The 13,455-nt window shown below is 49.8% G+C and carries 12 protein-coding genes; 4 read left to right on the plus strand and 8 right to left on the minus strand.

The window, feature by feature from the left end:
- The 4 genes from NT002_01235 to hflX all read right to left on the minus strand — a co-directional run.
- The coding region (locus NT002_01235) for a hypothetical protein (protein ID MCX6827895.1) at positions 1 to 2,336 on the minus strand (2,336 nt) is incomplete at its 3' end.
- 123 nt (positions 2,337 to 2,459) lie between these two features.
- On the minus strand, positions 2,460 to 2,744 hold the full coding sequence (locus NT002_01240) for a Smr/MutS family protein (GenBank protein MCX6827896.1): 285 nt from the start codon (positions 2,742 to 2,744) through the stop codon (positions 2,460 to 2,462).
- Positions 2,745 to 2,873: 129 nt separating this feature from the next.
- Positions 2,874 to 3,230, minus strand: coding sequence for a response regulator (locus tag NT002_01245; GenBank protein MCX6827897.1), 357 nt, complete (start codon positions 3,228 to 3,230; stop codon positions 2,874 to 2,876).
- A gap of 39 nt (positions 3,231 to 3,269) precedes the next feature.
- Entirely contained in the window at positions 3,270 to 4,367 is a 1,098-nt protein-coding gene (gene hflX, locus NT002_01250) for a GTPase HflX (GenBank protein ID MCX6827898.1), read from the minus strand.
- Between the two features lie 279 nt (positions 4,368 to 4,646).
- Between hflX and NT002_01255 the strand changes: the two genes are divergently transcribed.
- Together NT002_01255 and NT002_01260 are read left to right on the plus strand one after the other, a co-directional pair.
- Positions 4,647 to 5,135 (plus strand): hypothetical protein, encoded by a 489-nt coding sequence (locus NT002_01255; protein MCX6827899.1) that lies wholly within the window; start codon positions 4,647 to 4,649, stop codon positions 5,133 to 5,135.
- Positions 5,136 to 5,397: 262 nt separating this feature from the next.
- Complete coding sequence (locus NT002_01260; protein ID MCX6827900.1) at positions 5,398 to 6,276, plus strand: hypothetical protein; 879 nt, start codon at positions 5,398 to 5,400, stop codon at positions 6,274 to 6,276.
- A gap of 406 nt (positions 6,277 to 6,682) precedes the next feature.
- On the opposite strand, the gene NT002_01265 is transcribed toward NT002_01260, so the two are convergent.
- The 4 genes from NT002_01265 to NT002_01280 form a co-directional block, all read right to left on the minus strand.
- Complete coding sequence (locus tag NT002_01265; GenBank protein MCX6827901.1) at positions 6,683 to 7,375, minus strand: hypothetical protein; 693 nt, start codon at positions 7,373 to 7,375, stop codon at positions 6,683 to 6,685.
- A gap of 3 nt (positions 7,376 to 7,378) precedes the next feature.
- Positions 7,379 to 7,948, minus strand: a complete 570-nt coding sequence (locus tag NT002_01270; GenBank protein ID MCX6827902.1) for a L,D-transpeptidase — start codon at positions 7,946 to 7,948, stop codon at positions 7,379 to 7,381.
- 47 nt (positions 7,949 to 7,995) lie between these two features.
- Complete coding sequence (locus NT002_01275) at positions 7,996 to 9,111, minus strand: L,D-transpeptidase (GenBank protein ID MCX6827903.1); 1,116 nt, start codon at positions 9,109 to 9,111, stop codon at positions 7,996 to 7,998.
- A 108-nt stretch (positions 9,112 to 9,219) separates the two neighbouring features.
- Positions 9,220 to 9,816: a hypothetical protein gene (locus tag NT002_01280; protein ID MCX6827904.1), complete on the minus strand. Its 597-nt coding sequence runs from the start codon at positions 9,814 to 9,816 to the stop codon at positions 9,220 to 9,222.
- A 600-nt stretch (positions 9,817 to 10,416) separates the two neighbouring features.
- Here NT002_01280 and NT002_01285 point away from each other — a divergent pair.
- Together NT002_01285 and NT002_01290 are read left to right on the plus strand one after the other, a co-directional pair.
- Positions 10,417 to 11,595 (plus strand): MFS transporter, encoded by a 1,179-nt coding sequence (locus NT002_01285; protein ID MCX6827905.1) that lies wholly within the window; start codon positions 10,417 to 10,419, stop codon positions 11,593 to 11,595.
- Between the two features lie 179 nt (positions 11,596 to 11,774).
- The gene (locus tag NT002_01290; protein MCX6827906.1) at positions 11,775 to 13,118 is read left to right on the plus strand and encodes a hypothetical protein; all 1,344 of its coding nucleotides are present in this window, start codon (positions 11,775 to 11,777) and stop codon (positions 13,116 to 13,118) included.
- Positions 13,119 to 13,455 lie beyond the last annotated feature (337 nt).

Consider the following 13,455-nt stretch of genomic DNA (forward strand, 5'->3'; position numbering starts at 1 on the left):
TGCAGGTGATGTATTTTGGTCAGAAAACAATCGGCGGAAAGAAATAACGGATTGGTTTGATACCGATAGGCCAGGGCCGGATAAGTCACCCAATATTCCTCCGACCCCTTCATCACATTTCTCAGCGATATCAGGCTCTGATCCACAATATCCATCAGCCGCGGAACGTTATCGACACTCAGGTATGGTGAGTACAAACAAGCATCCATCCACCCGAGCGCTTTCCTGAGTTCCTCCTGATTCCCGCCGGCGGCCGTTAGAATCAGTTCAGCCCTTCCGGACTGATAGCCGATATCGAAACGGGCATCAAGATCGAGAATCTCATTTCTGACCAGATCTTTCATTTTCTCGTACGGTATAACCTGGCCGTCTTTGATAACTCCGATATCGGTGAGAATGCTCGGCAGGAGCGGCAGATAAACCAAAAGCGATTCCGGGATGACATCGATCCGTAGCGCCATCCCCACGGTAGCGGCGGTCATATTATCGAAAGTAGAGGCGCCCAGAGCGATATTTCCCGGAAGATTGATCGTTTCATATTTCAGCTGGTCATCAAGTGTCATGGGCGGATTGTCGATAAAATGCGGCAGCGGTGTCTTGGCCGCGATTGAATCGAGTTCGGCCGTCTTGCGGTCGAATTCCTCTTTGTACTTGGCCAGCGCCTGCTGTTCATCGCTGACACCGTACTTCTTTTTAAAATCCTCGATATATCCGGCAATGCGAGCGGCTTTCTCCTCATTTTCTTTCTGCACTATATCGGGGCTGGGTTTGCCGCCGACCGCATATGGCTTGATCGTTCGCACCTTCCACTGGTCGATTAACGATCTCCAGAAATTATTCCCCGTGCCGAGAAGACTATCGGCGTACGAGAACAATTCCTTCTGCACGAGTGATTTGCGGAAACCGGGTTCTTTCTCCAGACTCTCCAGATGCCCCACCCAGCGGCCGGCCGGCCCGCTCCGGAACCCAAACATCGGGGGCGTATTGAGATAATTCTCGGTCTCCTTTCGATTCTGGATCAAGCGGCTTCTGGTTCTTTCGTTGAATGCTTTTAAACTATCTGAACCGTCGGCGAAATTGTATACCCTTTCTATCTCGCCGACAATAATATTCCGGACACTATCGAGCATCTTTTCGGTGACATAAGCGTTGTCGATGCCGGAAATACCGAAATAGACGGGATGCCCAAGATCGGAACTTATCCCGCCGTAGATAGAATTTCCGCCGAGATTGATCCGCCTTGTCTGCGAGTTGATAAAATAGTCATACAGGTTCGAAGTTGCACCGCCGGCAAATGCCTCCATGAATAGATTTCCCAGAAATTCCTCGCGGTTGTTTATTTCGAGAGCGGCCGGCCAGGAGAATGACATGTATCCGGGGTCCTGACCTATGTCGCCGGGGTAATCAACCACTCTAATTTCACCCGGCTGCGCGGTCGGCTGGGGCGGGGGAAGATTATATTTCCCGATACCAACGTATGCATTCGAATCGGGAAAACTCTGGCAGGCACCCAGAATTTCATCCATTTTCTGCAGGAACGGGTGCAGGGCAATATTGTCGGGGATAGACACAATCACCCCCATGTTGCCCAGGTGATAATCGGCTTTATGGAATCTATTGAGATCCTCCGCTGTCTGCGTTCTGATCGCCGCCGGGTCGCCGCCGGAGATATTGGCCAGAGGATGATTGGGGCCATAGAGCATCTCATCCATCACGCGATAGGAATAGTACCACGGCTTTTCGAATGAGCTGACCATCTCGGTATAAACCGTCCCCTTCTCATCCAGTTTCAACCGGCCGGTCTTGGGGTCACTGTCAACGCCGATATGGCAAACCTCGCGGCGAACCTCCTCATCGGTGAAATCGGGCTGCACCAGTGCTTTCAGTGCCTCCTCGAAAATAGTATAGAAAGTCTTCTCGCCGGCAATGGTGTTGAAATGATAGCAGGTTCGCAACTGGCCGGTATAGGCGGTGCTGCTGCTGAGTGTCATTCCCTCAAGAGAAGCGACATACCGTCCGCGGTTCCCCTTACCGAGAAGAACATGCTCGCAGGTATGTGGCTCGCCCTTGTCCGATTCCGGAACACTCTTGACCCAGAAAAAGGCCTGGGGGACCGACTGAATTTGCAGCAAGTCCATGATAAGACCATACCGGTCGGAAATGAATCGCGCCCCCATCGGCTTGTCGGCGGCGTTGTCATACAGATTCAACACCGTAAAGCCGTTTACTTTCTCTCCCTGTTTCAGTTTCTCGAACGCATTTTCCGCCTGGACAACCATTCCCAGGGCCAGTATCATTAGAATAGTTACGCCGATAAAAATATGTCTCCTTTTCATGGCCGGTGACATCCTTTCATAGAAAAGTTCATCCAAATAATCTTTCTATATAATGCTATATTTACGGCAAATCAACCGTTTTGATTCATTTTATACTCAGAACGAAAATACTACTCCCGAAAGCTAATCCTTTTTCAAATCGACCAGAGTCGCCCCCCAGGAGGAGGAACTCTGGGAATCGAGGCGGTACCGCAGTACTGCCGGATGTTTATCCAGAATTGAATGGACAATTGTCCGCAGGACTCCCTGCCCTTTGCCGTGTATTATGCGCATGTGCATGATACCTTTTTCCAGGCAGGCATCGATATAATCCGGGATCAATTGCTTGACATCTTTCGGGTCAAACGTGTGCAGGTCGAGAACGCCGTCAATCGGCAGCTCGATATAATCGGGGTTATCTTCGGTCATCAAATATAATCTATGGTAAGAAAGAGAATGCCGCAAGAGGGGCGCAATCCAACTTTATGGCACGGGGATTCGCCATAAAGAAATAACGCCAAAAGAAATTTAAAAGAGAATCTGAATGGAGAAAACGATTTAGAGCAGATTAGACAGCAGCTTTTCGATATCGGACATCATGAACGGCTTGTTAAGGAAACCATCGGCCTTCGACTTGACAATGTCCGAACCAACCTCATCCACCGAATAGCCCGAGATCAGCACTACCGGAAGTTTCGGATTGCGCTCTTTGATATTCTGGAGCAGCTCCAGCCCGGACATCCGCGGCATTCTCATGTCGGTAATCACCATGGCGATATCATTGTTTTCGATTCGGGATAAAGCTTCATGCCCGTCGGCGGCCCGCACCGCATCATAATGGAAAACTTCCAGCATCTCCACCAGAAGGCTGGACATATTCGGATTATCGTCAACAATAAGAATAGTCTTGGCCATAGGCTCCTTCTATCTAATAGAGGAATCGGCAAAAACTTATCAGACTTTAGGTAATTGCACCAGAAAGAGTTTCACCCGCCCCGAGAGCTCCTCGCGGAGAGGTTCAACCCCTTCGCCGGTCAAAGCCGAGAGATAAAATCCCCCTTTGTCGTCCTCGTGACGAATCGCCTCCTCATCGGCCCGGTCTAACTTGTTGTATATCACCAGAGAATCCAGGTGCTGGGCGCCTATTTCGGAGAGAATTCGGTCGGTTTGGGTGATTTTTTCGCGGAAATCCGGGTCGGAATAATCAACCACTTTCAGCAGAAGATTGGCATAGGTTGCCTCCTCCAGGGTCGATTTGAACGAGGCCACCAGTTGATGCGGGAGCTTTTTGATGAACCCGACCGTATCGGTGAAGATTATCTTCTCCGGGTAGCCGGTCGACATCATCCGGCTGGTCGAATCGAGCGTGGTGAAAAGCATGTCGGCCACTTCCACCTCGGCTTTGGTCAGGCGGTTGAACAGGGTCGATTTCCCGGCGTTGGTGTAGCCGATCAGGGCCACTTTGAACATATCCTGACGCGCTTTCCGTTGGGTTTCCCGCTGCAGGCCGAGTCGTTCGATATCCTTCTTTAGATATGCAATTTTCTTGCGTACCCGGCGTCGGTCGGTTTCAAGCTGCGTTTCGCCCGGCCCCTTGGTGCCGATTCCGCCATACTGACGGCTGAAATGCCCCCAGGCGCCGGCCAGGCGCGGAAGCGTATATTCCAATTGAGCCAGTTCCACCTGCATCTTGGCCGCGGCGGTGCGGGCATGAAGAGCAAAAATGTCCAGTATCAGAGCCGAGCGGTCGATCACCTTGACCCCGAATGCCTCCTCCAGATTTCGCTGCTGGGCCGGAGAAAGAGGATCATCAAAGACCACCAGATCGACATTATTCCCCTGAAACTCCTCTTTCAGCTTATCGACCAGCCCCCGCCCGATATAAAAAGCGGCATCCGGCACACGGGTCTGAAGCACTTTCTTGACCACCGCGCCGCCGGCCGAGCGGGTCAGTTCCGCCAGTTCCTCAAGTGAGGCATCCGCCGCCGGTTTCTCGAGCGAATTGCGCGCCAGAGCGATCAGACATGCTTTTTCCGAAATATTCTTTCGCATTGCCGTCATAATTCAAATATAATACCCTTTCTTAAATTGAGATAGCGTTATTAATATGACTTAATGATAGTTTTGTGGGTCGAAATTCCCCCGAATTCCGCCGCTGGCGGAATGAGCGGCGTTTCGATTTTAGGTGTAGGTCAGGAGTCTTGCACTCCTGACAGTACTAAGTAGGGCAGAACCCCAGACGAAGTCTTGTGGTTCTGCCAATAACGGCGGTAGTAAATTTTGACCTGACGCCTGCACCGTTTGAACAAACAATATGACTTCGAGGATATAATGAAAGACCTGAAAAAATTCTCCATCTTTCTCACCCCGGCCGGTGCGGGGATCGCCATCATCTGTTTCTTTTTGCCCTGGGTGAAAGTCTCGTGCGGCACGGTCACGGTGGAGGCCTCCGGCGCGCGGATCGGCGGGATATTCTGGGCGGTGCTGGCCGCCGCCATAATCATCATGCTCTCTTTTTTCTTTTTCTGGAAACGGAAAGAGCTTATTAAAGCCCGGCTGGTGACACTTATCGGCGCCGTATTTTCGGTGGCGGTGATGCTTTACAAATTCATTGACGCCTTTGGCGGCAGCCCCTCGAATATAAATGTTTCCGATATCGGCGGCGTGTTGCGTATCGGTGCTTTTGGCTCATTCGCCGGATTCTTGCTTTCGGTCCTCGGTACCGCCTTTATGATTGATGAAAAAGAAATCAAGCCTAAACCCCGGGTAGGTCAGGAGTCTTGCACTCCTGACAATGATTTGCGAAGCAAATTAAAATAGACCAAATACAATAGGTCGAAATTCCCGCTGAATTTCTTATTGCGGAATGAACGGCGGTTTCGACATATTAGAATGCGAAATCATATAGGATTCATGGCCACACAGACAAGAAATGTTCTGTCGAAAGTGCAGGACTTTCGATCTATAAAACTAAATATATGAGGGCATTTCAATTTTGCAATGATTAATGCCGCTTGACAAGTGAAGGACATTATATTATAGTAGTGCATTATTTCATGATTGATTGAATCGATAGACAAATATGCAAGCAAAGCATTTTTCAGAAATGGTTCAGAATATTGGCAAATACAGAGATGCTTTCTTAGTACTTGTAGGTATAGTCTACTTTGCTGGTTATACGGTAATCTCACTAAGTGCGTTCCATAATAATCTTGGGCCAATGACTATTTTTGATAGCCAATATTTGGTTGCGGGTTTACCAATCTGTTTATTGGCACTCTTTCTCCTGATTGTAGTGAAATATTATTACAGATTCCTTATTAATATTTGGCCCAATTGGGTTGTGAGGCGCAAACGCCCAATCCGCGTCTTAATCATGGTAATTCTAGCAACATTAATAGCTGTATGGTTTCACTATATGCCACACATGCGGCAGCCGCCCTTTCGAACTCCATCAATGGAAGATATATTATATTATGGCGCTGGGTGCGTGCTCACAACCTTATTCATTAATGGCGCATTTAGATATACATATACGGTGTTCAGGCCGAAGAACAGAATAGTTCGCAATTTACATGATTTCATGGAGAATAAGTTCTTCGCTTTCTATAGAATTATCTATAACCCTCTGACTTACATTCTAATCATCTTAGGCATCATTTTGCTGGCCAGTATGTACATGAATTCTATCTATCCCAAGATTCCACAGGAATTCGGTGGAATGAAACCAAGAGTGGCTATACTGGATGTCGTATCTGGTGATCTTTCCAATGAAATGACAAAAGACCTTGGCATACGACAGGATTTGCAGGGAATAGTAGGCCAAACAGATACAATAAATGTCTATTACATCGGCAATGACAATTTGATAATCGGCATCCGTGCAACCGCGACTGCCAAGTCTGGTTGCAGATATGAAATATCGAGGTCTGCAATTAAGTCAATAGAATGGCTCAAATGAAACCGGTAACCCACCCAACGGGTGGGAATTCTCCTCCGCGGTGCTCCGGGTGCACATCAATAACTGTCATTTACCGCCAAACTGCCCTAAGATAACACCATTCGGCGCAAAGTCAAGCTGAAATCTTGCGTGGCCTCCTACAACCCGTTATCACTCATAGTCTTGTAGCGCAAAATCCCGAAGGGTTTTGCGAAATTGACTGGATGCTGGATCAAGTCCAGCATGACAATAATTGGTCTTTCATGGCAAGAAGGCATGTCTGTCTGAAAATGCCCCTATAACTGTCATTCTGGCGAAAGTCCTTAGATCCGACTTTCGGCGGGCCAGAATCCAGCGGTAGGTCGAAATTCCCCCGAATTCCGCTCCAGGCGGAATGAGCGGGGTTTCGACAATCACGCTGCGATTTTTACTTTGAAGGATAAATCAGGGTCGGAAGGCCCCGCTTGGTCGCACGGTACAAGGTCAATGCATGCTCGGAATCCATCTTGATTATAATACGCGCCTCGCCGAACGGCCGCTCCAGCGCCTGCCTCAGTTCCACCATCGTGTTCTGAAATTTCGAACGGGGCTGCCCCACCACCTCACTGCGCACATCCATAATCAGATCATCATCCCAGAGAATCTGAAACCGCTCCGGCACCTCGCGCTGCATCAGGTCAACCTCGGCCCGCACCACCCCACTTACAATCGCCAGCACCGAATCGGAGCTTTTGTCTTTGGCCGCAAAGAGATGCTTTTCCAGGACCGGCCGGATCAACTGCCCGTCGTTACCCATAAAATGCTCGGCAAATTTGTTCATATTATCCGAATTCTTTTCATCCAACTGCAGTGGGTAATCCCAGACCACCGCTCCCTGAAGTTTCAGCAGCAGTTTATTCTCCGCCAAATCAAGCACCAGATAGGTGGCCTTTGTTTTGGCCAGTTTCATCTCCGCCTGTATCAGTTCGTACTCCGTTTCGGCATCGCTTCGGCTCCATGCATTGGCGTTCGTCCCCTCCGCCGATTTGCCGTTGCCGCCGTTCCCCTTGCACCCGGCTATCATGGCGCAGAAAAGAAAACCGCAGACTGATATTATGAGATGACGATTCGTAAATATCATACTTTAGAAAATATAGACATAAGTTCCCATGGGGGACTTATTATACAGTTTTTCCAGATCATCCGAGCCGACCCGAACACAACCATGGGTGACATTGATTCCCAGAAGCCGTTCGTAAATCGTACCGTGAATGAAATAGCCGTCGCCGAAACCCATGGCGAAATCGCCCATCATGTTGGGATCATACCGTTCATCCTCGCTCTTGGGAATCGCCTCGCCCTCCTCCAGAAAAGCCCAGTCCGGTTTCCGCCACCAGGGATGCGGTATTTTGCTGTTGACTTTGAACACCCCGCGCGGCGTGTCGAAAATCCAGTGCCGCCCGGTGGCGGAATCGACATACTCGCCGCCGGAACCAGTCGAGCAAGTCGATTCGAGAAGAACCGAATCCTCGGTGCGAAGGAATATCCGGTTGGCGTGGGTGTCGATCACGATATACGGTTTGGCCGGTTTCACCTTGGCCAGCGCCTTGCGCGCATTCTGAAGTTCCTTCTTGGCCGCCTTGTCGTCCTTGGGAAGATTGACCGCATCGGTATCAAACACCATCGGGGTTTCATCTTTTGTCGGAGGTTTCACGCCGGTCGCCATGAAAAGATACACCGCCGCGCCGCCGATCACTACTATCAGCGGCAGGACTCTATATAGAAGAATCTTTTTCTTGGCCCTTGGTCCGAGCGCCGCACGATGGTCACCGGTGTCCCCGTCGAAACGTAACGCATTAGATGATCCATCTCTTTATTGGTCAGCGCCACGCATCCTTCGGTCCAGTCGCGGTTTCTCCCGCCCTCGCCGTGAATTTCGATCAGCCCGCCGATGTGGGCCCGGCGGGAAATTACCCCGCGTGCCTTATTTTCGGAAAAGCGCGCCCGGTCGGTGGCATTGGGATAATTAAGCAAGAGCGCCTTGTAATATTTGCTATGACCGTTGGTCTTTACGACGCTAATAGTATACTTTCCCTCCGGCGTGGCGCCATCGCCGGAAAACAGTTTCTGATGCGCGGGGTTAAAACCGAGCTCGCAATCATACTTATGTATTACATTACCGTTTTGAATAAGATACGCAATATGCTTCGATTTGTCGATAATTACCGCATGTCCTCCCTCATCCCGGGATTGCGCCACGGTCTCGGCCACCCAGCGCCGCCAGACATGGATTTTCTGGGCCTCGTCATTAATATAATCATCCATTATCGCGGCCATCTTGCGCAATGTCAGCCGGCCATCCGCCGCCGTCTGCCGCGCCGCCTCATATTCACGGTTGAAAATCAATTTCTCGCTCGTGCGGAAGGCCAACTCCGCCTCATTCCATAGATATTCCAGCCGGTAGCGAATCAAGGCGCCGTTAAGCGCCTCACGCCATTCGAGAAGGTCTTTCTGCAAATCACCTCGCTCCGACCGGGCCAGTGAATCCAGGTTCTTAATCTGATTTTCGGTTTCGCTGGCCGCCTTATTGGCGGTCGTCAGCGCCAGTTTCAAAATTGAATCGGCCGCTTTGTAGTTGCGAAAAGGGGCCAGACGTCCGTTCTGACGCGCCATTTCCATCCATCCGGCCTGAACCAGTTTTTCTGCGGAACGATATGTCTTTTCGGAATAATGCAGCGCTCCCCCACGGGAGGCTTTATCCAGAGCACGTTTGGCGTTGTCCAATGCGACCAGGGGCGGGTCCTGACAGCCAATAACAAAGACGGCAAGAACCGCAACCAGAATCAATCCGGATCCGGCGCCTGTCAATGCTTTCAAAATCAACCTCGGATAATCCCCTGATGTAAGTGCTGAAGGTTTCTGAGAGGGTCGCTTTCAAGAAACGACCCCCGCAGTAAAAGGTGCGTAAAGACCGTAGTCAGAAAACTACTTGCCTTTCTTTTTCTCCACCGCCATGGCTATTTCGTTGATAATGCTGTTAGCCTTGGCAATGACCGCCTCGACTTTAGACTTGGCAACTTTAAACTTGCCACCGTTGAAGTCGTTCTTGGCTTCCTCGAACTGGGCGCCGAGTCCGGTCAGATCATTCTTGATCAGCTCGATCTCAGCTCTGTTACCCTTTCCGATAGGAGCTTTTTTGAGGACGGCAGCGGCGGAATCGATTGCGGCCTGAGCCTGAGTGATGAGAGTCATCACTTCCTGTCTGACACGCTCTTTCTCGGTTGCGGCCAGAGTAGCGGCGTTGTCGGCCAGAGCTTTAGCACGAATAAACATTTCTTTCGATTTGCCGTAGCTGCGGAAAAGCGCGAACTTCGAGTCCTGCTCCTGCTTGGCGGCCATGGCAGCATTCAATGTGTCTGACGCCGTTCTGTAGGCATCCGACACATACTCCTCGGCCTCGGCAGTCCTGGCGGCGTCAAGAGCGGCCGACGCGGCCTGCATCTCAACCTCAGGCGCCTTGCTGCATCCGGCTATCGCCAGAAGCCCCAGGGCGGCAAGAACCAGCAAAATACGCTTTAACATGTTGACATTCCTTTCTGTCCGTAAAATCGGACGAAAAAAAAGGACACGTGCAGGCCGAAAGAGCCGGCACACATCCCGACTGATTAGGTCATTTAGTTAACGTTAATCTCTCTCTCGTTTCGAACTCCTGTAAGTTCGACCATATCCTCTAAAACCAAAAGTGCTATATAACTCTACTAATCTATTCAAAATTACTGTTATGCAACTTTTGAAGTCAATTAATATATGGTTAAGCGCATGCTTGTCAACTTTTTTTTTGAAGTTTCCGCATCCTCCTCCAAATTCCATAAATTCTGTCCGACACCCCCTTGTGTCACGATAATCAATTGCCGGATAACGCCTTGCGATCCGAAAAACGACTCCAAATGCCTCCATTTCTAAACATCTCCGAAAAATAATTTGCGATATATTAGTCCTTTTTATCGCCGGATTCTCGTCAAAATTCCCAATTTTCGGGAATTGTCAAATATAGATTTGCGATTCCATTTATCCCTTTCGATGGGAATAGTTCCCCGTCGGAAATATTTCCTATGAAAGAACCGCTCCGTCTTTTATCTTTACTTCCGGTATGCACCTCAGGTGCAATTTTGACAGTAATGAATGATGCACTATGACCGATCTGCTCTGAATATGAAACCTGCCGAATCAAAAAGAACCGTTGGAATTTTCGCCGTCACCTCATTTCTCAATGATCTCGGTTCGGACATGATCTACCCTATCTGGCCGCTCTTTGTCACCGGCGTGCTGGGCGCCAATATGACTGTCCTGGGCTTGATTGACGGGCTGGGTGATGCCATCGTCTCACTCTCACAGGCCGCCTCCGGATATTTCTCCGATCGCCTCCGGAAAAGAAAAATCTTCATCGTCCTTGGATACGTGTGCGGCTCGCTGTCGCGGGTGGGATATGCCGTTTCGAGTGCCTGGCCGCACCTGATCCCCTTTCGCATCCTCGACCGGGCCGGCAAAATCCGCAGCGCCCCCCGTGATGCCATCATCGCCGATGTCTCCACGCGAGAAAACCGCGGCGGCAATTTCGGTATTCTTCGCACCATGGACAACCTCGGCGCCGTCTGCGGCATCCTTATCAGCATTGCCCTGCTCGGATCGATCGGCTTCAAAAATCTCTTTTTCCTCGCAGCGATACCGTCTCTTATAGCCGTCCTTCTTGTTATATTCGCAATCAAGGAAAAGAAACCGACCGACACCCGAATTTTCAAAGGGCTGCGCCTGAAAGATCTCGACCGCAATTTCCGCCTTTTCCTGCTTCTGAACGCCCTGTTCTCGCTCGGTTCTTTCAGCTACTCTTTCCTGCTTATCTACGCCAAACAGTATGGTTTCAAACTGACCACGGTTCCTCTCCTCTATCTGATTTTCACGGCGGTCGCTTTTCTGGTCTCACTTCCCTTTGGAAAACTATCCGACCGAATCGGAAGGAAAAAAGTGATGATCCTCGCCTTTATTTTCTGGGGCATGGTTTGTCTTAGCTTCATCCTTTTTCATGCCTCCTGGGCAATCGCCGTGACATTCGTTTTATATGGTCTGCACCGTGGCGCGCTTGATACGGTGCAGAAAACTTTCGTGGCCGAACTCTGTCCCGAGGCATATCGGGCCAGCAGTCTGGGGGGCTTTCAGATGGTCATCGGCCTCTGCGCCCTGCCGGCCTCGCTCATCGCCGGTCTTCTTTGGGATAAGCTCGGCATTCTCAGTCCCTTCTATTTCTCGCTCGGTCTGACCATCTTTTCTTCCCTTCTTCTCATATTTGTCGAAGAGAAACGCTGAGACGGAAAATTGTTGCACTTCTTCCGTTGTTGGAGAAAAATTTCCTTGACAAACTGGATATTGTTGACTACATTAAGATGTGTCCGGTATAAGTTTTCTTATGCTTTCCTCACACCGGGCGATATTTCGGAGTGGTTAAGGTTTGAATCCGTAACTTTGTTTTTTAATTGGGAGGTAAAATGAAAGTGAGGTTCGTTGTTGTTCTGGCGCTTTTGATACTGTTTTTGGCGCCAATGGGTGAGGGCAAGGATTTCGGAAAAAACACTTCAATCGGATCCAAGGCCCCGAACGATATTTTCCCCGACTATATCCGTACTGCCTGCAAGAGGGTCAGTTTCGTCGTTTTCGGTGAGCTCTGCTGGCCCACTGCCCAGAATCGCAGCCTCAACTTCTTTGATGATTGCGATACGACTATTTCCGGGCCGGGTGATAACGCCCTCATCTATCTCTATGATGCCAGCCCGTTTCTTCTTCGGATTAAAGGAACCGACACGGTCATGAGTTCCTCTTTCGTTGGCGATAGCTACGATCCGGACCATGGTTTCCTGCCCTACCTTGCGTCCTCAACTGATTCCAGTGCTGCTGATAATCAATACGCAGATATGCAGGGATTTCTTTCAAGCGATTCTGCCATCGGACTTCGCTGGGAACTCTGGGCGCCGTCAGATCCCGATACCTGCGATTTTATGGTCCGCAGGCTTTGGGTCTGGAACAGGACTTCCTCTGGTATCAATGGCATATATTTTGGCCAATTTATGGACTGGGATGTTCCCTCTGATTCTGTCGTCGAGAACGGCTCGGGGTACGACACCACCCGGCAGTTGATTTATTCTTTCGGCGCCGAGTATGGCCCCGACCAGATTCCCAATAACGATTGTGTCCCGGCCGACCAAAGAATGGGCGGCTCTGCTTTTTATCGCGGCTATCGAATACCCTACAATCCGGTCGAAGGCAATATTTTGCGGCCGCAGGGGGCTTTTACCGGGCTGAACGCTGAATGGGTGCAGCCGACAGGCAGAGTCATTCCTGCCAAGCTCTATAAAAAACTCAGCCTTTTCGGCGGGTATGAGACCTGGCATTCGGGGCATCCTGATATGGAAGATTCGCTCTACCAGGATATCTTTACCGTTACCTCCTATGGCAAATTCAACCTGGGCCGGACCGACACGCTCATTTTCATCGATATCATGCTGACCGAATATGACCGGGGATTGACAGGAACCCAGGAGGCGGTCGATCAGGCTTTAACCTGGATTGCCGCTCGCCCCAATATCTTCGGCCCGCCGCCGTGCCAATCCTGCTGCCAGCACCCGGGTGATGCCAACCATACCGGGAATCTCAATATTCAGGATGGAACCTACTTAATCAACTATTTGTATAAGGGCGGCCCCAAACCACCCTGCCTGGAGGAAGCGGACGCTAACGGCGACCATAAAATAGATGTTAGGGACATCACTTACATAATAGGTTTTCTCTATAAATTTGGTCATGTCCCGGTATGTAACTGGTGCAGCCTGCCCTGACAGTTCCTCGGCCCGATTGCTTATGAATTTGACTGCCTTGGGGAAACCTGAATTTACAGGTTTCCCCCGCTCTATTGTGAGATCAGCATTATTCACCAGACAATCCTATTCGGACGCGAAACCGGCTATTAAGTATATTCATTAACCGCATCAAATATGTCCGGTATCCAACGCCGCGTTCTAAGATAATGGAAGTCCGGTAATGTCAATATTAGTGTGGAAATTGGTATATCCTTTTTTTCATTTATTTAGGCTGCTTTTTGTATCATGTTTTTGATGGTTTTTATTATTTCATTGTTTCTGTGCCATTTATGATTGAAATAGTTGAATAAAGCAT

This window comes from Candidatus Zixiibacteriota bacterium, from assembly GCA_026397505.1.
In the GTDB taxonomy this organism is placed as follows: Bacteria; Zixibacteria; MSB-5A5; order GN15; family PGXB01; genus JAPLUR01.